At 63.3% G+C, this 20,592-nt stretch carries 16 protein-coding genes and 1 pseudogene; 8 read left to right on the top strand and 9 right to left on the bottom strand.

Annotation, left to right across the window (positions count from 1 at the left end; all coding sequences use genetic code 11):
• Nucleotides 1-117: 117 nt before the first annotated feature.
• Genes glf through J7I92_RS16290 form a run of 5 tightly spaced genes read left to right on the top strand, consistent with a single transcriptional unit; the run spans nt 118 to nt 5,468 of the window.
• Entirely contained in the window at nt 118-1,305 is a 1,188-nt protein-coding gene (gene glf / locus J7I92_RS16310) for a UDP-galactopyranose mutase (protein ID WP_214842204.1), read from the top strand.
• Nucleotides 1,302-2,168 carry an ABC transporter permease gene (locus tag J7I92_RS16305; protein WP_214842202.1) on the top strand — a complete coding sequence of 289 codons (867 nt, stop codon included), beginning with the start codon at nt 1,302-1,304 and terminating at the stop codon, nt 2,166-2,168. Before glf ends, J7I92_RS16305 begins: the two co-directional genes overlap by 4 nt.
• Nucleotides 2,168-2,899 carry an ABC transporter ATP-binding protein gene (locus J7I92_RS16300; RefSeq protein ID WP_214842200.1) on the top strand — a complete coding sequence of 244 codons (732 nt, stop codon included), beginning with the start codon at nt 2,168-2,170 and terminating at the stop codon, nt 2,897-2,899. Before J7I92_RS16305 ends, J7I92_RS16300 begins: the two co-directional genes overlap by 1 nt.
• A 44-nt stretch (nt 2,900-2,943) precedes the next feature.
• Nucleotides 2,944-4,569, top strand: a complete 1,626-nt coding sequence (locus tag J7I92_RS16295; RefSeq protein ID WP_214842198.1) for a glycosyltransferase — start codon at nt 2,944-2,946, stop codon at nt 4,567-4,569.
• Nucleotides 4,566-5,468, top strand: a complete 903-nt coding sequence (locus tag J7I92_RS16290) for a glycosyltransferase family 2 protein (protein ID WP_214842196.1) — start codon at nt 4,566-4,568, stop codon at nt 5,466-5,468. The genes J7I92_RS16295 and J7I92_RS16290 overlap by 4 nt, the downstream gene beginning before the upstream one ends.
• Nucleotides 5,469-5,624: 156 nt before the next feature.
• Here J7I92_RS16290 and J7I92_RS16285 read toward each other — a convergent pair.
• The 3 genes and pseudogenes from J7I92_RS16285 to J7I92_RS16275 all read right to left on the bottom strand — a co-directional run.
• Nucleotides 5,625-5,723: pseudogene (locus J7I92_RS16285) on the bottom strand (helix-turn-helix domain-containing protein); the annotation flags it as partial.
• Nucleotides 5,693-6,046, bottom strand: a complete 354-nt coding sequence (locus J7I92_RS16280) for a hypothetical protein (RefSeq protein WP_214842194.1) — start codon at nt 6,044-6,046, stop codon at nt 5,693-5,695. The pseudogene J7I92_RS16285 and the gene J7I92_RS16280, both read right to left, overlap by 31 nt.
• A 277-nt stretch (nt 6,047-6,323) precedes the next feature.
• Nucleotides 6,324-7,457: a polysaccharide pyruvyl transferase family protein gene (locus J7I92_RS16275; RefSeq protein ID WP_214842192.1), complete on the bottom strand. Its 1,134-nt coding sequence runs from the start codon at nt 7,455-7,457 to the stop codon at nt 6,324-6,326.
• A gap of 157 nt (nt 7,458-7,614) precedes the next feature.
• On the opposite strand from J7I92_RS16275, the gene J7I92_RS16270 reads away from it, so the two are divergent.
• A complete protein-coding gene (locus J7I92_RS16270) occupies nt 7,615-8,856 on the top strand; it encodes an acyltransferase (RefSeq protein ID WP_214842190.1) in 1,242 nt (413 codons plus the stop codon).
• On the opposite strand, the gene J7I92_RS16265 is transcribed toward J7I92_RS16270, so the two are convergent.
• The 5 genes from J7I92_RS16265 to J7I92_RS16245 form a co-directional block, all read right to left on the bottom strand.
• Entirely contained in the window at nt 8,853-9,713 is an 861-nt protein-coding gene (locus tag J7I92_RS16265; RefSeq protein ID WP_214842188.1) for a glycosyltransferase family A protein, read from the bottom strand. The genes J7I92_RS16270 and J7I92_RS16265 overlap by 4 nt on opposite strands.
• Nucleotides 9,710-10,132: a GtrA family protein gene (locus J7I92_RS16260; RefSeq protein WP_214842186.1), complete on the bottom strand. Its 423-nt coding sequence runs from the start codon at nt 10,130-10,132 to the stop codon at nt 9,710-9,712. The genes J7I92_RS16265 and J7I92_RS16260 overlap by 4 nt, the downstream gene beginning before the upstream one ends.
• Before the next feature lie 92 nt (nt 10,133-10,224).
• Entirely contained in the window at nt 10,225-12,462 is a 2,238-nt protein-coding gene (locus J7I92_RS16255; protein ID WP_214842184.1) for a YfhO family protein, read from the bottom strand.
• Nucleotides 12,463-12,612: 150 nt separating this feature from the next.
• Nucleotides 12,613-13,569 (bottom strand): NAD-dependent epimerase/dehydratase family protein, encoded by a 957-nt coding sequence (locus J7I92_RS16250; protein WP_214842182.1) that lies wholly within the window; start codon nt 13,567-13,569, stop codon nt 12,613-12,615.
• Complete coding sequence (locus tag J7I92_RS16245) at nt 13,562-14,632, bottom strand: glycosyltransferase family 2 protein (protein ID WP_214842180.1); 1,071 nt, start codon at nt 14,630-14,632, stop codon at nt 13,562-13,564. The genes J7I92_RS16250 and J7I92_RS16245 overlap by 8 nt, the downstream gene beginning before the upstream one ends.
• A gap of 161 nt (nt 14,633-14,793) precedes the next feature.
• Here J7I92_RS16245 and J7I92_RS16240 point away from each other — a divergent pair, with 161 nt between their 5' ends.
• Both J7I92_RS16240 and J7I92_RS16235 read left to right on the top strand, forming a co-directional pair.
• Nucleotides 14,794-16,722, top strand: a complete 1,929-nt coding sequence (locus J7I92_RS16240; protein WP_214842178.1) for a hypothetical protein — start codon at nt 14,794-14,796, stop codon at nt 16,720-16,722.
• A gap of 156 nt (nt 16,723-16,878) precedes the next feature.
• Nucleotides 16,879-19,092, top strand: coding sequence for a hypothetical protein (locus J7I92_RS16235; RefSeq protein ID WP_214842176.1), 2,214 nt, complete (start codon nt 16,879-16,881; stop codon nt 19,090-19,092).
• Nucleotides 19,093-19,177: 85 nt separating this feature from the next.
• Here J7I92_RS16235 and J7I92_RS16230 read toward each other — a convergent pair whose 3' ends face one another.
• Nucleotides 19,178-20,590: a bifunctional dTDP-4-dehydrorhamnose 3,5-epimerase family protein/NAD(P)-dependent oxidoreductase gene (locus J7I92_RS16230; protein ID WP_214842174.1), complete on the bottom strand. Its 1,413-nt coding sequence runs from the start codon at nt 20,588-20,590 to the stop codon at nt 19,178-19,180.
• Nucleotides 20,591-20,592: the final 2 nt, after the last annotated feature.

Raw genomic sequence — 20,592 nt, 5'->3', positions numbered from 1 at the left:
TATGTGGATAATCCCGGCCCGGACCGCGGATTCGCAAGGGGCCGCAGAGCCTCGGGTAGGCTAGAGCAGCAGCCAATGCTCAACATTGGGCTGCCCGCATTCGAATCAGGAGATTTTGTGACCGCTGACCTCGTCATCGTAGGGTCGGGCTTTTTCGGCCTGACAATCGCAGAACAGGCCGCCACCGAGCTGGGCTTGAAGGTCGTTGTCCTCGACCGCCGCCACCACATTGGCGGCAATGCCTACAGCGAAAAGGAAGAGCAGACCGGCATCGAGGTGCACCGCTACGGGGCCCACCTGTTCCACACATCCAACGAACGGGTCTGGGAATACGTCAACCGCTTCACGACCTTCACCAAATACGTGCACAAGGTCTACGGCGTCCACAACGGCGAGGTGTACTCGCTGCCGATCAACCTGGCCACGATCAACCAGTTCTTCCGCACCAACCTGACTCCCGGGCAGGCGCAGGACCTCATCAAGGAGCAGGCAGGCGAGCTCGCCGGCACTGATCCCCAGAACCTGAACGACAAGGGCATCCAGTTGATCGGACGTCCGCTCTATGAGGCGTTCATCAAGCATTACACCGGCAAGCAGTGGCAGACGGATCCGAAGGACCTGCCCGCTGGGATCATCTCCCGCCTGCCCGTGCGCTACAACTACGATAACCGCTACTTCAACGACACGTACGAGGGCCTGCCGACCAACGGCTACACCGCGTGGATCGAAAAGATGGCGGAGCACCCGAACATCGAGGTCCGGCTCAACACCGACTTTTTCGATGAGTCGCACGAATACAGCAAGAACAAGGTTGTCGGCAGCATCCCGGTGATCTACACCGGTCCGGTGGACCGGTACTTCGACTTCGCTGAAGGCGATCTGTCCTGGCGGACCATCGACTTCGAAGAGGAAGTCCTCGACGTCGGCGACTTCCAGGGAACGTCGGTAGTGAACTACAACGACGACGATGTCCCCTTCACGCGCATCATCGAACCCCGCCACTTCCACCCGGAACGCGACTACCAGACCGAGAAGACCGTCATCATGCGGGAGTTCTCGCGGGCGGCCGAGAAGGGCGACGAGCCCTACTACCCGATCAACACCGCGGCCGACCGTGAACGCCTGCTCAAGTACCGCGATCTCGCGGCAGCGGAGAAGGACGTCCTGTTCGGCGGCAGGCTCGGAACGTACAAGTACCTGGACATGCACATGGCCATCGGGTCGGCCCTGACCATGTTTGAGAACCAGATCCGTCCGCATTTCGAGGCTGGAACAAAGCTTGAAAGCGGAGGGGTAGAGGCATGAGCGCTGAGCTGTTGGCTGCTCCCGACAAGGGCGGCGGCCTCCTCGACGTGCTCCGGCGCCGTGAACTGCTCCGGCTCATTGTGCGGAAGGAGCTCAAGGTCCGCTACCGAAGTTCGGTGCTGGGCCTGCTCTGGAGCTACGTCAAGCCCGGCGTGCAGTTCATCGTCTTCTACTTCGCCCTCGGCGTTTTCCTGGGCCTGAACAAGCAGCCCAACTTCGTGATCTACATGTTCTCGGGCATTATCCTCGTGAACTTCTTTTCCGAAGCCTTCAGCAACGCAACCCGGTCAGTCGTTGCGAACGGGGCCCTGGTCAAAAAGATCTTCCTCCCGCGCGAGCTCTTTCCGGTGGCATCCGTCTGGGTGGCGGTGGTGCACTTCCTGCCCCAGTTCCTGATCCTGCTCACGGCCTGTTTCTTCTTTGGCTGGTCCCCGAGCATTGTGCAAATAATCGGTGCCGTCGGTGCCTTCGTCATTGTCGCGTTGCTCTCCCTTGGACTTGGCCTGCTGTTTGCCGCCGCCAACGTGATGTTCCGGGACTCTGAAAATATCGTTGACCTGATGCTCATGATGGCCACCTGGCTCTCGCCTGTCCTTTACGCCTGGTACCTGGTCCGGGACACGCTGGGGGAGACGTTCTACTTCTTCTATCAGCTCAACCCGATGACCATTGCCGTTGAACTGTTCCACTTCGCCTTCTGGGCGCCGACGGCGGCAGTACGGACTGCCGCGGAAGGCGCCAGGATGCCGGACAACCTCATTTCCCTCTGGCTGCCGGTCGGGTTGTTGATCTCCGCGGTGATCCTCGCAATCGGCCAGACCGTATTCCGTCGCCTTGAGGGCAGATTCGCGCAGGAGTTGTGATGGCTGCAGAAGCAATCGTTGTTGACCAAGTATCCAAACGCTTTAATCTCCGGCACACGCGGTCCCTCAAGGAAACCGTGGTCTGGCTCTTCAAGGGACGCCGCGGAGACCTTTCGTCGACGTTCATGGCGCTGGACGGGGTGGACGTTACGGTTGACGTCGGGGAATCGGTGGCGCTGCTGGGCTATAACGGCTCGGGCAAGTCGACCCTCCTCAAGCTCATCTCCGGCGTGATGAGCACCGATACGGGAAGCGTCAAGACCCGCGGCAAGGTTGCGGGGCTTATTGAAGTGGGCGCAGGTTTCCACCCGGACCTGACCGGGCGCGAAAACGTGTTCCTGAACGGCGTACTCCTTGGCATGACCGAGAAGGAAACCGAAGCGCGTTTTGACGAGATCGTCGAATTCTCCGAAATCGGAAAGTTCATCGATACCGAGGTGAAGTTCTATTCGTCCGGCATGTTCCTGCGGCTCGCGTTTTCAGTCGCCGTCCACACGAAACCCGACGTTTTCCTGATTGATGAAATCCTTTCGGTAGGCGACGAACCTTTCCAGAAGAAGTGCCTGGCGCGCATCCAGGAGCTCCGGGAGTCGGGCTGCACGCTTGTTGTGGTCAGCCATGACCTCGACATGGTGAGCAAGGTCTGTGACAGGGGCGTTGTGCTGCGGCAGGGCAAGAAGGTCGCAGACGGGCCTATCAGCGAGGCAGTCCGTCTTCTCCGCGAAGGCTGACGCGAAGCTGACACACATGAACACGATTGCAGTAGGGAGTGCAGATGAGTAGGGCCCGAAAACTCTTCGAAGTTGTAGACGACGGCGGTTCAGGGCTGGCAGGCGGAGAGTCACGACTTTCCGACCGGGAAACCGGGTTGCTTGTCGGCGCACTGAACTACCATTCACTGATCCAGCCTGGACGCGAGTTCAAGGCCATTGTGCTCCGCGGGCCCGGCGGCGAATTTCCGCGGCTGACTGGCTACGCCTGCCACCGCCATGAGTGGGAGCCGAACCGGACGGTTGTGTGCACGGTGCAGGTCAAGAGCACCGTTCCCGTGACGGCCGAGGTGGATTCGGCGCTCGTTCCCTTGGTCCTGGACCTGGGCGGGGACCGCGCAGAAGGGGGCGCGATGTTCTATGACCGCCCCGGCCGAAAAGCCAAAGTGCTGCGCAAGGCCAGATTCGGTGCACCCATCGCTTTCGATGCCTTGCGCCAGGGACTGACCGATTACTACGAAAAGCGCGTCACGCCGAACCGCCGGCCGCCGCGGATTGCCCCGATTGAATCCGCTGTTCCGCTGCAGAACCCGTCGGAAAACGGCGAACCGGCAATTATTTTCGGGCTGCACTGGCTTGAAATGGGCGGGGCGGAACGGTGGGCGATTGAAACCATCGCGCTGGCCCGCGAGGCGGGGTTCCTGCCGATCGTGCTGACCGACCGCGAGTCGGCCCACCCCTGGATTGTGCGCCCGGAACTGGACGGCGCGCTGGTCCTGCCCATGAACCTCCCCATGTCGGATGAAGAAGAATCCGAACTCCTGCTGGCGCTGCTGACGAAGTTCTCGGTACGCGGCATCCACGTCCACCACAACGGGTGGCTTTACCACCGCCTCCCGTGGTTCAAGGCCATGGATCCCCGGATCCGGACGGTCGACTCCCTGCACGTCATTGAATGGCGGACCGGCGGTTTCGTGGAACTGGGCGTCAAGCTGTCCAACGCCATCGACATGCACCACGTCATCTCGCCCCAGCTAAGGGACTACATGGTCCTGCAGCGCGATGTGCCGAAGGAGCGGGTTTCCCTCGCACCCCTCTACGGGCTGAATGAAGTGGAACCGGCCCCTAAGGCCGAAAAGCATCCCGGGCGGCCTTTTACAGTGTCCTTCGTCGGACGCCTCAGCCAGCAGAAACGGCCCTACCTGTTTCTCCGCTACGCAGCACAGCTCAAGCGCTCCACCGATCAGGAAGTGCGCTTTATCCTGCACGGATCAGGAGCCCTGGCTGAAGAGACCTCGCGGCTTGTCGGGAAGTATGGCCTGACGGACTGTCTTGAGCTTCGCCAGCCCCCGCACTCCGTGGACGACACACTGGCTGACTCGGACCTGCTGGTGATTTCCTCGGACAACGAGGGACTTACACTCACGACTTTTGAGGCGACCGCACTGGATGTCGCTGTCCTGTCGACCGACGTCGGCTCCCAGGCTTCGCTGGTGTCCGGTAAGGCGCTGGTGCCGAGGCAACCCCTGGCCTTCATCAAGGAAGCTGTGGAGCGTACCAAGGCGATCATGGCCTCTGAAGAGTTGCGCGAGCAGATTGTCGAAGAACAAAGGCAGAAAATCGCTGCTCTGAAGGAACTCCCTGAAGCGCGGGAATGGACTGCAAAACTTTATGAAGGATGGAAAGCATGACCGACCAGGTCGCAGCCGTAGTCGTTACCTACAACCGCGTTGACAAGCTCGGACGGGTTCTCGACTCGATCCTCGCCCAGACACGGCCGGTTGACCGGCTGATCGTCATCGACAACGCGAGTACGGATGCAACCCCGCAGCTGCTATCCGTCTACGACGACGACCCCCGGGTGGAGATCGTCCGTTTGGATTCCAACACCGGCGGTGCCGGCGGTTTTTCTGCCGGCATGGAGCGTGCCTATGAGCGCGGTGCTGATTGGGTATGGATCATGGACGACGATTGCTACACCGAGGAAAGCGCCTTGGAGAAGCTCCTTGCCGGCCATGCGGAAGCCGAGGCCGGACTCGGCCGCAAGGTCCCGTACAGCTGCTCCCTGGTCCGCTACACGGACGGTTCCATCTGCGAAATGAACAACGCCGGAGCCACCTGGGACTGGGGACGCCTGATCGCCCAGGGACAGCGGAACGTTCTCATCACCAACTGCTCGTTCGTCTCCGTCCTCATCCCGCGCCGCTCCATTGCAAAGTACGGCCTGCCGCTGGTTGACTACTTCATCTGGTTTGACGACATGGAGTACACCCTGAGGATCAGCGCCGAAGGACCCGGAGTCCAGGTCCTCGACAGCGTGGTGACCCATGACATGCCCGAGAACCGCGGTGTGAACTTTGGCGACCTGAAGCCCGGCAATGCCTGGAAATTCCTGTACGGGGCCCGCAACGAATCGTCCTACCGCTGGCACCACGATGACAAGCTTGCCTGGCTGCAGTTTGTCGTCACCACGTATGCCTGGATGGTTAAGGGCGGAGTGGGCCGCCGCCTGCAGCTTCGGGTTGCAAAACAGATCCTGGCCGGCCTCAAGTTCGATCCGAAACCGAAAATGGCCCGCAGCGTCCGCTGAGTACTACACCGTCACAAGAAGGTGGGGTCCGCTCGATGAACTGCTCCCCGGAAGTAGGACTGAGAAAATCAGTTCCGACTCCCGGGGAGCAGTTTTATGCATCCACATAGTTCGTTGTCTGTGGCACAGTGCGAGGCAGCTGTGGCGTGGTTTGACTCATGTCTTGGAGCGGGTGGTAACGAGCAGGTCCCCGACCCGGCAGTCCAGGACGTCGCAGATCGCCGTCAAAGTGGAGAACCGAATGGCCTTGGCCCGGCCATCAGCGCCGCGAAATTGAAGTCGCCAACGAAGGTGACGCCTTCCTCCGCGCTCCGCTTGTTGGCCCCTATCGCTTCAGCCAGGCGGCCACGGGCGACCTGGTCCAGTACCTGCCCAAAGATCGCAGCGACGGCCAGGACAGCCCCGCAGGATCCGATGATCGAAACTGAACCCGCAGTGAACAGGATCGAACTCCTCAACCGGTAACCCAGCAGGAACACCAGGGCCAGTACGGCCAGGATGCCGATCTGGTTCAGGCTGGCGGCCCAGGACAGCATCGCCGCTTCCCAGGGCGGAAGAACCGGGATGGTGGCCTGCAACGCCGTGTAGTGACCGGTAGCTTCCAGCCCGAGCCCGCCGTGGTCAGGCTCTTGGTGGCGATGGGGAGCCCCAGTGTTACCAGCCCGGTGAAACATCCGGCGATCCCGGCCACGGACGCCACCGTAGTGGCCATGGAAGCAGCAACTGAGGTAACCATGAGGAAGAGCGCGTCCACCCTGGAAACGATTGACTTGCCGCCTTGGTGCCGGTCAACGGCAGGAGTGAGCAGGCATGAAGTTCTATTTTGGCCCCCACTTTTTTCGTGGAAGGCCGGCCCTACGAGACGGGGTAGAGGGACAGGGCTTCGGTGCGCTTCAGGCTCGCAAGCCGCAGGGCAGTGTCCTCGAAGTCCGGCGAACCGGACGGCTCCGGAAGTGCGGCGTCATCCTTGGTGGAGGCGTAGGCCCAGCCGCTGCCGAGGTTTAGGAGCGAACGGTGCTTGATGTCGTAGTAGTCATCAAGGATTCCAATGGCTACGCCCTTGGCCCCGGCTGCCGCGGCGACCATGTGCGGGTGGAACCGGGACGTGTACCAGTGCTGACCGCGGCGGACGGGCAGGCCGTCATTCCAGACGTGGGTGAAGGGGACGAAGTTCTCTTCGGGGATCAGCCCTTCCAGCGCATCGAACATGCGCCGGTCGGAGCCGGGGATCGCCTCAACGTAACCGACACTCAGACCATTGGCGAGTGACCTTTCAACCACAGCCCGCAACTTGTCCCTGAGCCGGGCAAACGTGGGTTCATCGGTCATGTCGCTTTGGATGCACAGCATCACGTCCTTCGCGCGGGACTGCACGACCTGCGAGTTCCTGCCGCGGCCGAGCTCGCGGGGGAGGCCGAGGAAGACGTCATCCAGGCCCGCGTCGAGCTCCAGGAAATCCGCGCTGGCGTCGTCGCGGACGCTGACCGCCGAAAAGTCGGAGAAGGCCTTGCGCAGTTGTTCGGCGTTCTCCGGCAGCGGCATCAGGCCGAGTCCGGAGGCGACCAGTCGGGAGCCGCTCAGCTTTTCGGCGGCCGACATGCCCGCGACAAGTCCCACATGGTCCGGCCAGACACCGTTGACGTAGCCGCCGCCGAGCAGGTGGATCGAGTCCGCTTTGCCCAGGGCCAGGAGGCCGACGTCGTACATGGGCGTGCCTCCATGGGCCACGATGTGGCCCACATGGTCCCAAACCCCCTGGGCCGACTGGTCCGGTGCCTCAGCGCAGGTGCGCCACAGCGTGTTTGTGGCGTGGAAGCCGGGGTGGATCCCGGCGAACAGGGCGCTTGCCGTACCGGGCTGAGGGCAGTCCAGCCATACGGATGCGTCAGGCCTGACGCTTGCCAGAAACCGCAGCCATGACGCCACGATCAGCTCATCGCCGTAGTTGGGATTTCCGCCGGAGGCAATGAGATAGAGGTTGTTTCCCATCCCTCGAAAGTATCACGGCGGGGCCTTTTCTCCGGTCGCCCGGGGCCTCGACGTCGCCGGCCGTCCGCCGTTATCCGGTAGTCTAGAAAGAGTGCCTTCGGGAAGCACGCCCGAAAAAGTGCCAAGGGAATCCCGCCTGACGACGCAGAGGAACTGCATGCCAGAAAATGTGATGCTACAGACGCCGCCCCGGACGGCTGCCCGCGCAGTGCAGCAGGTCCACGCCCTGACCGGCGTGCGTATTGTCGCAGCCATGTGGGTGGTGCTGTTCCATGTCCGCGGCAACATTGCTTCTGAGTTTCCCTGGCTGGGAGACGTCATCGGGCCGGTGCTGGCACACGGTGAACTCGGCGTCGATCTCTTCTTCGCCCTGAGCGGCTACGTTCTGGCCCTGAATTACGGTGAGCGGATGGGATTGCGGCTGGACCGCAACGCCACCGTCAAGTTCTGGTGGGCGCGCCTGGCCCGGGTGTGGCCTGCATATGCGTTCATGCTGGTGTTCGCCGCTGTGTGGCACGGGCTCCTGCTGGCCCGGCAAAGTGATGACCCCGTGGATGTCCGCGACTACAGCGTCAGCAGCTTCCTGCGCCAGATCACGCTCGTGGTGCAGTGGACGGAGCCGGGCTTTGACCGGCTGACCTGGAACGGCGCCGCGTGGTCGGTTTCAGCCGAGGCGTTCGCCTACCTCCTGTTTCCGGTGATGGTCCTTCTCGTCTTCCGCCTTAACAGGTCACTGAGCACCCGCTCGCTGGTGATCATGGTCGGGGTCCTGCTCTTCCCCGTGGTCTTCTTTTCGTACGTGCTGGGGCTCTACGGAGCCTGGATGTGGCTGCTCCGGATCCTGTGTGCGTTCATGGCCGGCGCCCTCATGTTCTACATTGTCCGCAGGGTCCCGGATACCGCGCGGAACCGGCTGAGGGCAAGCCACATCATTGTCCTCGCGACCGTCCTGATTATCGCCGGCTGCTACTGGATGGACCTCGCCGAGCGGCCCCGCTACATCGGGCTTCTGATCCCGGTGCTCGTCGTGATCGTAGGGGCACTGGGAATGGCCGACCGCCATGTGGCAAAGCTCCTTGGCACCAAGGCACTGGTGGTCGGCGGAATGGCTTCGTACAGCATCTACCTGGTGCACATGCCGCTGATCGAGATTTTCTGGAAGCTGCAGATGACCTTTCCCGCAGCCCTCGGGGCCGGAACCGTGGGCGCAAAGATCGGCTTCATCCTGATGCCGGCGGTGGTGTCGGTGCTGGGTTACTGCCTCTGGCGCTTCTTTGAAGAACCCGCCCGCCGCAAGATGCGTGTCATGTCGACGCAGCACATCCCTGAACGGGCGGTGGATGATCCCGCGGTCGGCCACGGCCACAATAACGGCGCGGCCGACCGGGAGTCGTCTTAGACGGTACTTTCCACCGCGTGCTCGTGGCCCATGCGCTTGCGCAGGCGCATATAGGCGAGCCGGCGGGCATAGGACATGGCCACAGCCTTGAGGTTTCCGACCATCAGGTCGATCTGGCTGAGAACGCCCGGGTGCGTCCGGGCCACTTCATTGTGGAACGCGATGGCCTGGTCTGACTGCTGCTTGGCCAGGCGGACGCTCCACTGGCTGGCGCTGATGCGGAACTTGGCAAGGCTGCGGCGGATCGCCACGACGTCACCGTGGAAGCAGATCCGGGCGTAGGTTGCCTCGTCGATAAGGTACGGGTGGGTGTTGTCCCAGCCGCCTTCCTTCTCCAGCAGGTCCCGCCTGAACATGACGCACGCCGGTTCCCCGAAAATGTTGGACCCCGCCACAACGGTGGCGCGGACGGCCTTGGCGCCGCTGACCAGTCCGGAAATGCCCTGGAGGCCCCGGCTCTTGATGAAAACACCACCGCTGGAATCCACCAGATCACGCTGGCTGGCGACCAGGACCGCCGTCGGATGCGCTTCGAAAGCTGTCACCTGCTCGGCAAGTGCCGTCGGGGCAATGATGTCGTCGCCGCAGACCAGCTTGACGTAGGTTCCCCTGGCTTCGGAGCTGACCCTGTTCCAGTTGGCCTGCGCGCCGCCGCCGACCGGCGTCGGGCTGAGGATGCGGAGCTTCGGGTGGCCGCTGTAGCTGTCGATGACGTCCTTGGTTCCGTCGACTGAAGAGTGGTCGGCGATCACCACCTCGTAGTCGTCATAGCTCTGGTTCAGGACTGAATCAAGCGTTTCACCGATGTACTGCACGTTGTTGTATGCAGGGATGACTATGGAGACTTTCGGGGTCATGCGGTCTCTTCCTCTTTTGTGCCGTTGATTGAAGCCGTCTTGGGGTGCTCCGGTGAATGCTTGCGCCGGAATGAAAAGTGGCGGTGACCGAAGTAGCTGATGACCACGGACAGGAAGGTGATGGCCAGCTGGGTGGGGATCCTCGGGAACTGCAGCAGGTCGGCAAACAGCGAAAGCAGGCTGATGTTCACCAGCAAGGACGTGAGGTTGACAAGCGCGAACCGGCCCAGGTCCAGCCAGACATGCCCTTTGACGCGGAACACGAGCTTCCGATACACGAAGAAGACAGCGATGAGCGAGACCGTCCACGAAGTCGAAAGCAGGATGAACGACGGTGCCTGGGGGAACGCCAGGGCCAAAACAATGAAGAGGCCGGTGCTGAAGGCCGTGTTGGCACCGCCAACGAGGAGGAACGCCACACGCTGATCCTTCACAACCTTCATCAAAGGGCCGGGCGGGCCGGAATGAATCCCGCGTACCGGCTCGTCCGCTGTCGGCGGATGGGAAGCCACTATTTGTCCTCTTTTCTCAGGGCGTATTCCCGCTCTGCTTCGCCGGAGCGGAGTGCCGAAGCGGGGGAGGGGGCGGACGCCGCAGGAGCGGCGCCAGAGCCGGAGCCGGCGGGGCGCCGGCGGCCGCGAAGTGCATGGACCAGCGACCAGGCCGCGCCCAGCAGCAGCGCAGCTGCAAGGGAAGCAATTTCGAGCGTCCAGCCGGGCGGTTGGAACGAGACCGTCACCGTCTTGCCCGCCATCTCCGGACCCACCTCCACCGTCAGCAGGTAACCTCGCAGCGGATCGGCGATGGTGGCGCCGTCAGCCGTGTAGCCGGGCCAGGCGATGCGTCCCAGCGTCACCTTCCCGCCCGAGGCGGGGACCTCGTTCACTTTGAACCTAACCTCCGTGCTGGAGTTGGATACCGGCTCGATGTCCGTTCCCTCTGACGCGTAGACGGGGGCGCCCACGGAGCCAAGGGGCACGTCCCGGGTCCACATGACCGTATTCGCGGTGCGGGACGCAACTGACCAGCCCGACGGCGGAACGGCCTTGTCGAGTTCGGCGCCGGCAGGGTCACCCGCGTCGCGCACAATCTGGACTGTGTCCACGCGCAGGAGGTCAGCGATCGGCTTCCCGGACGTCGGGTCGATTTCGAAGAGCTTTGTGCTGAGTTCCTTGCAGGTCTCGCCGCGGGACCCGATGCACAAATCCTTGGAGTAGGCGGCATTCTGGATGGGGCTGTACAGGTTGTGCACGGAACCTGGGTTGAGGTACCACATATTGCCCACGAGCGACTCCGCCCAAATGGAACTGTCCAGGGCGGACGGAGTGCCGACCACGACGGCCTGGCCCTTGGAACCCGAAAGCTGGGTGGAGTATTTCGACGTGTCAGCGGGAAGCTGGAAGTCCTGAACCGGCGGGTTGGGAAAGTAATGGTGCTGCGGGAATGCCAGCATCAGGGAGGTAGCCACGAGCACGGCGGCGACAACGCCGTCGGCCTTGGCCTTGGTGCGGATCCTTCGAAGTGCCACCGCTGTCAGGGCGAATCCGACAGCCATGATCAGAACCATGCGGGCGCTGACGGTCCACAGTTCAGGCTTCCCCGTCCATCCCAGGTAAACGCTCGCAGCGAAGACAGCAGCGGTGCTGAGCCAGCGTGTCCGGGAGATCGGGGTGACCCTTGCCAGCGAGAGGGCCACGCACAGCAGCACGATGACTGCGAGGCAGACGTACGGCATGAGCCGCACGGGCGTGCGGAGCGGTCCAAGGTCGCTGGGGGCGAGTGTCAGCATCAGCGACAGGATCAGGAACACGGGAATGCTGGCAATGCCCGGGACGAGGCGCCGCAGCTGCCGGAAGTTGACCAGCGCAAAGAGCGGCAGGAACCACGCTATGTAGGTCAGGGGTGCGGGCGCGAACGGACCCCACCACCAGGAAGCAACCTGCGGCAGGTTGCTCGGAAGTGCCGAACCGGCCAGGCCCGTGAGGTCGACTGTCAGGAAGTTGGTGTTGGCGACGACCTGGGTGCGGGCGGTGGTCCGCAGGGTCAGGACTCCGGGAAGGTAGACCGCCAAGGCCACCAGGCCCAGCAGGGCGCCGGAAGAAACGGTCTTCACAAGGGACTTCCAGTCCCGGCGCACCAGTAATTCGACCAGGACGGCGACGAACAGAAGGACCATCATGATGGTTCCGTGAACGTAGCCGACAGTAACCAGGAGATAGCCCGAGATGAGGACGGGAAGAGGTGACTTCTGCTGGTAGCACATCCGCCGGAGCGACCACCAGACAAACGGCAGGAAGGCCCACACCATCAGCCCGGTGACCCAGGAGGGGGAATCAAGATACACGGTGAATCCGGCAAGGGTGGAGGCAACCCCGGCGACGAAGGCCCAGGGCCGGCGGGCGCCAAGGCTGCGGCTGACCAGGTAAATGCCGATGCTGGCCGTGGCCAGGAGTGCCACTTTGGCCAGGGTGGAGAAAATCAGGGCGTTACTGAAATAGGTGGAGGCCAGGCCGATCCCCAGTGTCACCGGGCTGAAAATGCCCCATTGACCCTCGGCGGCGTAGTTTCCGGCCTGCCAGCCCTCGGCGCTGAACAGGGGCCACTGGCCTGAGCGGAGCATTTCTCCGATTTCGCGCCAGATCGGGTATGCGCCGATCTGGGTGTCGTCATAGAAGTAGAACCGGTGGTTGAAAATGACCGGCACCAGCGCAGCCAGGACGGTGGCCACCGGCGTGGCCAGGGCCCACAACAAACCAGGATTTCCGATCCTGGCCGCTGCGGGTCGTTCATGAATATTCAACTCGGCACGGTCTCTTTCTGTTGCTAACGCTCCATCTAGGGTACCGAATGGGGCGGTCCTCCCATTTTCGCAGCGTCCGCGCCCGCCGGTTTCGCTGCGCTACAGGGAGCCTGAGGCGCTTCTCAGGGTCTGCATGTCCCGGACTGTTGCGTCGATTCCGACAGGAAGGGGGGTGAACTGGCGGTTGTCGAGTTCCGTCCAGACCACGGACCTCAGCCGAAGGTCGTGCGCCTGGGCCTTGGCGTAGGGCGAGGCGCCGAGCACGATTCGGGGGCGCCGCTTGAAGACCGTCCGGCAGGCGCCAATCAGCGCGCCGATCGTGTCTGCCCGCTGGGTGGCGATGATCTTGGTCACGGTCTGGCCGGAGACCACGTCGGATCCGCAAAGACGGTCAAGGCAATCGGCTATTAGAGCGGCGGCGTCGTCGATGAAGATGTAGTCCCGGAGGGTGTCCAGGGAAACGTAAACGGACACCGGCTGTCCGGTCAGGTGGGCTTTCGCGAACACCGAGATGAGCCCCTGCGGTTTGGCGAGGTTCTGCCCGGGACCGTAGAGGTTGGCAACCCGGCCGATCACCACCCGGGTGCCTGATGCCGCCGCAAACCCGGTGACGGCGCGTTCCGCGGCGAGCTTCGCAAATCCGTAAGGAGCAAGAGGCTGTGGCGTGCTGTCTTCCGAATACGGAGGGTTGGGTGCGCCGGCGTAGACGCCGCCCGCCGACGAAGCGAGGAAGAACCGGCCGGGTGCCGAGCCCGGTGCGCACAGGATTTCGGCCATCGAATCAAGGGCGGCCTTGAAGACGTCGAGTTCGGAATCAAGCTCGGCCTGGGATGTCCCCGTGACTCCTGCGCCGGCGCACCAGGCCACAACCCAGGGTTTGCCGGCCGAGACGGTCTTCAGTTGCTCGGCCCCTGCCGCCAGGGCAGCTTTGGCGGCAGCAGGATCCTGCCAGGGAATCGAGGTGGTCAGTACTTCGTGACCCCTTGCCTTGAGCGCGGAGACGAGGCCCCGCCCAAGCAGTCCGCCTGCGCCGACGACCCATACCGGATCAGGCATTGGGCGTGTTTCCCCCGGATGCTGCGGCTGTTCCCTGGCCGGCGGGGGCTTCCACCGTGCTGGCTTTCCCCAACGGACCCACTGCGGGGTCGCTCACGATCAGGTAGGCGGGCTTGCCCATGGCCATGTTGACGTTGACCCCAACGTATTCGGCAATGACGCCAAGGGAAAACAGAATGGCGCCCGTGCTGATGAGGATCACAATCATGGTGGACGTCCAGCCCTGCTGCCCGGCACCATGTCCCGTGAGGTACGCGATGAGAAGGTAGATGGCCAGGCAGACACCGAGGAACGCGAACAATGCCCCGATCAGGCTCACGAGCCGAAGCCCGCGCGTGCCGCTGGAGATCACCATCCGCCAGAAGTGGGACAGCAGGGTCCGGAGCCGGTAGCCGGAGGCCCGGTCGCCTTCTTCACGCAAGGCGACGGGGCATGTGGCGACATTTGAAGCGATCCAGCCGAGCGCGACGTCGAGATAGACGGCGTTGCCTGCGTAGGCGGCTACGGAACGGGCGACTTCGCCGGTCACAAGCCGGAAGCTTTGATAGTTGGGGGCGTCATTGCTGGAAAGCAGCGCCGCCACGACCTTCTTCGCACTTTTTGAGGCCGCGTTGCGAAGGAAGCCGTGAGGGGGTTTGTTGCTGGGCAGGGCGTATACGAGCGTGGACTGCCTTGCCATGGCGGTGTCCAGCATGTCGCCGATGGCGGCGGGATCGTGCTGGCCGTCCTCGTCCATGGTGACAACCCAGTCGCCGCCGGCGGAAGCCATGCCCGCAAGAGTTGCCGGGTGCTGTCCGAAGTTCCGGCTCAGCCACACTCCGCGGACGATGTCGTAGCGGGCGGCGAGGTCACGGATGACCTGGGCGGAGCGGTCCGGGCCATGGTCGAATACGAGAAGAACTTCTGCAATGACAAAACGGTGGCCGGCGGGCGAAATTTGCGGTTCCGCCAGTCCCATAAGTTCGGCAACGACCTCCGGCAGCGTCTTTTCGCCTTGGTAAACAGGAACGACGACGGAAATACGATGGGTGCTGGCCGAAGAGCCTGTCACTGCATTGGTCATGTGCACAGAGTCTACCGGTTTGGCGACAATGCAGTGTGACGCGGGCGCGGGACCGGAGGCCTGCCGCTGCTGCCGCAGGCCTTAGAATCTTTACTTGTAACCGAGCAGCCATCGGGACGCTGCGCAGCAATTCGACGGAAAATATCGGGGTATCCAGGGGAATGTCACAGCAAATAGCTGCCAAGAAGTCTCGGAAAAACTGGCAGCACCTGGTCTCAGCCGCCGCCATTGCATTGTCCGGACTGATGTACTGGGTACTCCAGGTCCGTCCGCTGACTACGAGCACGGGGTTCAGTTGGCAGAACTTCCGCCAGTATTTCCCCTACGACCAGTACTCGTACCTAGCGATCGCAGTCAACGTTAAAAACGGCAACATGGCCGCCGTTGAACCTTTTACCGAAACCGGCACGAACCACTATCCGCGCCTGTATTACGTATTTCTCGGGCTGCTGTCGCGCCTTTTCGACACTGACATCATTGCCACCTGGCAGGTTGCGGGCCTGGCGTTTCAGTTCGTAATGGTGGCAGCGATCAGCTGGCTGCTGATCCGCCTGACCGGCCTTCCGGTTTTGGGCGTCCTCGGTTTTGTCCCCAGCATCATCGGCACGTTCGCCGTGGCGGCCACGGGCAACTGGCACCACTCGCTGGACAATCACGGTGTTCTGTGGGGTGCCTTCGGTGTGCTGTTCACCCTCAACGGGGAATCTGCGGCGCTGTCCATTGCCGTCACTGCCATCTGCCTCCTCATCGGTGTGACGTTCCCCCTGCTGGACGGCCGGGCGCCGGCCGGCGCGAAGGTTCGTACCGCCGTCGTGATTGTTGCGGCTGCCGCGGTGGGGGCGTTGGCCAATGTCCAGACGTATTCCTTCCTGACGGCCGTTTACCTTCTCGTCTACGCCACGGGCGCCTACGGGCTGTTGAACTACGGACGCAAGTGGCACACCGCCCTGAGCCTTGGACTGCTTGCCGCGGTGCTTCTCGGCGGCACTACGGTGGCTGAAACCGCCGGCCCGCTGGTGACGCTCATGGCGGGCCTCCTTGCCGCCGGACCTGGCTTCGTCCTGGTCCTGTTGAAGTACAAGGCTCCCGTCATCGCCGCCTGCGTGTCACTGGCCCTTGCGGCTTCCCCCACGATCCTCGGCACCCTGCTTGGCCTGGCTGACAAGGATGACTTCCTGACCTACCGGGAACTGTCGTCCAACGCGCTGGGCGTGCCGCTGTGGACCGGCGTCCTCGGTGCCCTGGTTCCCTTGCTCATGCTCGGGTTGATCTTCTGGGCGGGCATCGTTCAAAAGAACAAAGCCTGGCTGGCGTTTGCCGTGGGCTCCGCCTTTGCCTGGACCTTGGTTGCCAGCAACGATCTTTGGGGTGCGAACCAGGAGCCATATCGCTTCTGGATCGACAGCTTCACCATGGTCACTGCCGCGGCCGTCCCGGTGTTCTGCCAGGTTGCCGTGCGGAGCTGGCGTCTCTGGCGGGCGGGCCGCGAACCGCAGCCCGCTGTGGCCGAATCACCCGCCGGGTCCGCGGCACCGGCATCTACAGGCGCCGGCTTCGGCCGCAGGCCGGCGATCATTGTGGCGAGTGCATCCGTGGCGGTGGTTGTTGCCCTTGCCGTCAGCCTCGCCGACTACTCGAAGTTTTCCGAGTACGTCCACGACTACGGCACGGCGAGCTTCAGCGACCCGCAGGCACTTGCGATAAAGTCAGCAGCGTTGCCGCTGACCGAACCCGGCTCGGACATGCGGGTAACGGTCGACGGCAAGGGCCAGGCCTCCGAACTGGTGATGTTCGATCCTTGCATCAGCCCGTTCCGCGTGAAGGCCCTGACCGGTCTGCCCACCGCGTTCTACAATCTCGGCCTGGCCTGGCCCAAGAATGAAAAGGACATCCGCGAGATCCTGGTGCAGCGCTCAAAGGGCTCGTTCGCCCAGCTTGCCGCGGAAAAAGTGGACATCCGCTACGTGCTGACTGACACAGGTTGCCCCACCGGCTGGCAGGGGCAGGTCACCGGCGCGAAAATTTCGGAGGCCACCTACAGCAACGGCGGCCAGCCGGCCACCATCACCCTCTGGAAAGTGGCCGACTGAGGACGTTGGCTTGGCCGGATCCTGATGCCGCACCTTTGGTCAGGGCGGGGCCTGCCGGAACCTACAGACAGGGAGTTAATGCAAGACAGTGAAGATGCACCGGCGCGTCCGCTACTTTGGGTCCTATTAACCGCGGTTAGCGTCCTGCTCCTCAGCTTGATTCCACTGATCTGGACCCCGCGGTTCTATTTTTGGGATGACACCGAAAACGGCGCCTACGGCGTCTGGTATCACTTGGGCGAGTCGTTGCTTTCCGGGACTGTCCCGATCCTGAACCCCCAGGTATGGTCGAGCGGCAACTATGCTGCCGAAGGGCAGTGGGGAACGTGGAACCCCCTCATCATGGCCATTGGCGTCATTGTTTACCTCGCACCTGATGCCGTTATCGTCACGACCAGCCTGAAAATTGCATTCCTGGTGGTGGGCGGTGTGGGCTGCTACCTGCTGAGCCGGTCATTCAAGGTCCCGCCGGCGCTGGCCCTGGTGGCAGGGGTTGCTTCCCCATTGAACGGCTTCACCACGTTCTTTGACGCGCCATCCTGGGTCACCGGGCAACTGGCGTGGGCACTCCTCCCTTACTTCTGGATGCTGCTGAAGCTGGCCGCGGAAGGCCGGCGGAGTCCGTTCTGGGCCTTCCTGGCCGGATACCTCGTGGTCACCATCGGATATGTGGCCGGCACCGTGGCGGTGGGTTTCGTCCTGCTGGCCGTGGGCGTGGACGCCCTCCTGAAGCGCCGCTGGGCGACCGCCTGGCGCACCGCGGCGATCGGAGTCGCGCTGGTGATGGTCGCCGTGGTGGTCTACCTGCCCGGCGTCCTGACAGCCGCAGTAACAACGCGCAGCACTACGGCTATCGCCAATGACGACTTCATGGGCGTGGACCTGAGCGGTCTGTTGAGCTCGACCATCGCCACAGCCTTCCCCATGATGCCCTCGTGGTGGTGGGGCGGCTTCTCCGCTCCCGCACCGGCCCTCTACATTGCCTGGTTCCTGCCACTGGTCGCTTTCCTGAGCTGGCGCAGGATCCGGGGGTATGCCCCAGAGATCAGGGACATTCTGTTCTTCGCAGCCCTGTCCCTGATGTTTGTGCTGCTGCCCTCGACCGTGGGCCCCCTTCGCTACCCGGCCCGCTTCATGCCCTACCTTGCGCTGGTCTGTGTGCTTCTGTGCGTTGTGCTGCTCTCCCATGCGCTGGCCAGCCATCCTTCCAAGCTGTCCCTGCTGGGGGCCACGGGCGCGATCGCGTTCGGTGTCTACGGTGCCTGGGCGCAATACCCGGACCGTTACATGACAGTCTTCGTGGCGGGCCTGCTCGCGGTAACGGCGATCTGCGCTGTGTGGTGGCGGATGCGGGGCAATCCCCTCCCGCTGGGCAAGTTGCCCCTCGCTTCCTCCGTGGCCATTGTCTGCCTAGGCGTGACCTTCGGGACAACCTTCCTGCAGCACCGGACAACCGGCGGAAGCCCGCTGTCCAATTCGCACGTGCCGGCGGCCACCGCCGTTCCCAAAGGCGTCCTGGCAGATGTCCGGGGAGAGGTTCTGGTCGTTGGAGACCCCCTCGACTACCCGCAGGACGAGTCGACCTGGTCCAGGACGCTCATGGCCAACACCTGGTACCTCAGCCCCGCTTCTGTCCTCAACCGGTACCAGCTGATCGGCCACACGCAATACAACAATGCACTGTGCCTGCGCTACCTCGGCGGCACGTGTCCGGAGCTGTTGGGCAGGCTGTTCGAGCGGCGGGCCGACACCGGCATGATGCTGGTGGACGAGCTTGGGATCGACAACATCCAGATCCTGAAAAAGTCCTTCGAAGGTAACCAGCGGCCCGCTGCCAACAACAACTATGTTGGAAGGCAGGATGCCCTGCCCATCAGGTCGGTGCCCGCCGGCTGGCGGCAAATCAGTGACGACGGCGACATGGCGCTTTGGAGCCGTGAGGTTCCGACGGATTCCTCCGGCGGGCTCGTCTGGACGTCGGCCGGCACCACCGTCACAGAGACAGGCCGTACGGCTACCGAGGTGACACTTCGCGTGGATCAGGTTCCTTCCGGCGGTGGCCGCGCCGCGCTGGGCCGCCTGCCGTGGCCGGGCTACGAAGCCCGGGGCGCACGCATCGGTTCTCCCGTTGACGGGTTCCTGCTGACCGTTGACGTGCCTGAGGACGCCGCGGGGCGCACCGTGTCTGTCGCTTTTACTCCGCCGGGCTGGACGGCAGGTGTGGCGTTGTGGTCCGTTGGCGTGGGTGGCATTATCGTGTGGGCGGCCGTGGACCTGATCGCGGGGCGCCGCCGCCGAGCCCAGGCAGAAGCAGGGGGAGCCGGGCCGGCGTTGGCGGTCGAGCCGTTGACCGACCACAGCGTCCCTTAGCCATTAAAAGATGGAAGCCGGGTGCCGTCCTTTTGGACGGCACCCGGCTTTTGTCTGTCGTAGCGCCGGTGTCCCGCGCGCGGCGCTAAACCGTTGCCTGGCTGGTGCTCAGGTACTCGGCCAGGGCCGTTTTGGAGTTCCGGGGCGTGAAGCCGGTGGCCTTGATTTTCGCCAGGTCCAGGACGCTGTTGAGCGGGCGCGGGGCTGCGGCCTTGTCCTTGAAGTACTCGGCCGTGGTGACGCCGGAAACAACCGATCGTTCGGCGCCGCTGAGTTCAAAAACGTCCGCTGCGATCTCGGCCCAGGACTGGGGCGTGCCGTCGTTGCTCAGGTTATACGTGCCGAACGGTGCCTTCGTCGCGAGCAGGTGCTTGATGCCCTCGGCGATGTCCTCGGCAAACGTCAGCCGTCCGATTTGGTCGTCGACGACGGAGGGCTGGACGCCGCGGCCGGCCAGGTCCGCCATGGTGCGGACGAAATTGTTGCCGTCACCGATGACCCAGCTGGTCCGGACGATGTAGTGCCGGGGGACTGTGCCGGCGATGGCGTCGCCGGCCGCCTTGCTCTGGCCGTACACGCCCAGGGGAGTGAACGGTTCGTCTTCGGTGTGTTCAGGACGTTCGCCGTCGAAGACATAGTCGCTGGAGACGTGCACCAGCGTCAGGGAATGTTCGGCTGCTACCCGCGCGAGCCGGCTGACTGCGGTGGCGTTGATGGCCCATGCGGCCTCCCGTCCCGGCCCGGTTTCAGCGGCATCCACCGCAGTGTAGGCCGCGGCGTTGATGATGGTGCTGTAGCTGCCCCAGTGGCGGGCAGTGTACGAGGCAGGGTCCAAGAGGTCGAAGTCCTGGCGGCCTGCGAACTCAACGGAAGTGTCGCCGTCGTACGCTTTGCGCAGCGAACGGCCCAGCTGTCCGTCCGCCCCGAGGACTAGCGTCTTGCGCGGGCCCATGGGCCTGACGTCGGCCAGCCGCGGGTGGCCGAGGTCCTTTTCGGAAACCTCGGCTTCCGAGAGGGGGATTGGCCACGGAATGTTCGCGGTCTCGTCGGCCAGGTTCAGGAACGTGTATTCGGCGTCGGGTGACCAGTGATCGTTGACGAGGTAGACGTAGGAGGTGTTGTCCTCCAGCGTCTGGTAGGAGTTGGCCACGCCGCGGGGAATGAAGATGGCCTTGCTGGCATCGAGCTCCGTGGTGAAGACCGCGCCGAAGGACGGGCCTTCACGCAGGTCAACCCAGGCGCCGAAGATCCGGCCGGTGGCCACCGACACGAACTTGTCCCACGGCTCCGCGTGGATCCCCCTGGTGGTGCCGGCCTTGTCGTTGAAGGAGATGTTGTTCTGCACGGGCCCGAAGTCGGGCAGTCCGGCGGCGATCATCTTCTCCCGCTGCCAGTTTTCCTTGAACCAGCCGCGGTTGTCCCCGTACACCGGAAGGTCGTAGACCACGACGCCGGGAATCGGCGTTTCCGCGCCTGCGAGCTTCTTCTGAAACTCCATGC

The organism is Arthrobacter sp. ISL-72, assembly GCF_018613755.1.
Lineage (GTDB): Bacteria > Actinomycetota > Actinomycetes > Actinomycetales > Micrococcaceae > Arthrobacter.
Note: the sequence above shows the minus strand (reverse complement) of the source record. Positions and strands in the feature narration are given on the sequence as shown.

Coding starts and splice junctions, on each gene's coding strand:
- J7I92_RS16270 (WP_214842190.1), top strand. CDS start 7,615: ATGCCAGAAAATGTGATGCTACAGACGCCGCCCCGGACGGCTGCCCGC.
- J7I92_RS16250 (WP_214842182.1), bottom strand. CDS start 13,569: ATGCCTGATCCGGTATGGGTCGTCGGCGCAGGCGGACTGCTTGGGCGG.
- J7I92_RS16275 (WP_214842192.1), bottom strand. CDS start 7,457: ATGGGAAACAACCTCTATCTCATTGCCTCCGGCGGAAATCCCAACTAC.
- J7I92_RS16300 (WP_214842200.1), top strand. CDS start 2,168: ATGGCTGCAGAAGCAATCGTTGTTGACCAAGTATCCAAACGCTTTAAT.
- J7I92_RS16230 (WP_214842174.1), bottom strand. CDS start 20,590: ATGGAGTTTCAGAAGAAGCTCGCAGGCGCGGAAACGCCGATTCCCGGC.
- J7I92_RS16240 (WP_214842178.1), top strand. CDS start 14,794: ATGTCACAGCAAATAGCTGCCAAGAAGTCTCGGAAAAACTGGCAGCAC.
- J7I92_RS16305 (WP_214842202.1), top strand. CDS start 1,302: ATGAGCGCTGAGCTGTTGGCTGCTCCCGACAAGGGCGGCGGCCTCCTC.
- J7I92_RS16265 (WP_214842188.1), bottom strand. CDS start 9,713: ATGACCCCGAAAGTCTCCATAGTCATCCCTGCATACAACAACGTGCAG.
- J7I92_RS16245 (WP_214842180.1), bottom strand. CDS start 14,632: ATGACCAATGCAGTGACAGGCTCTTCGGCCAGCACCCATCGTATTTCC.
- J7I92_RS16295 (WP_214842198.1), top strand. CDS start 2,944: ATGAGTAGGGCCCGAAAACTCTTCGAAGTTGTAGACGACGGCGGTTCA.
- J7I92_RS16290 (WP_214842196.1), top strand. CDS start 4,566: ATGACCGACCAGGTCGCAGCCGTAGTCGTTACCTACAACCGCGTTGAC.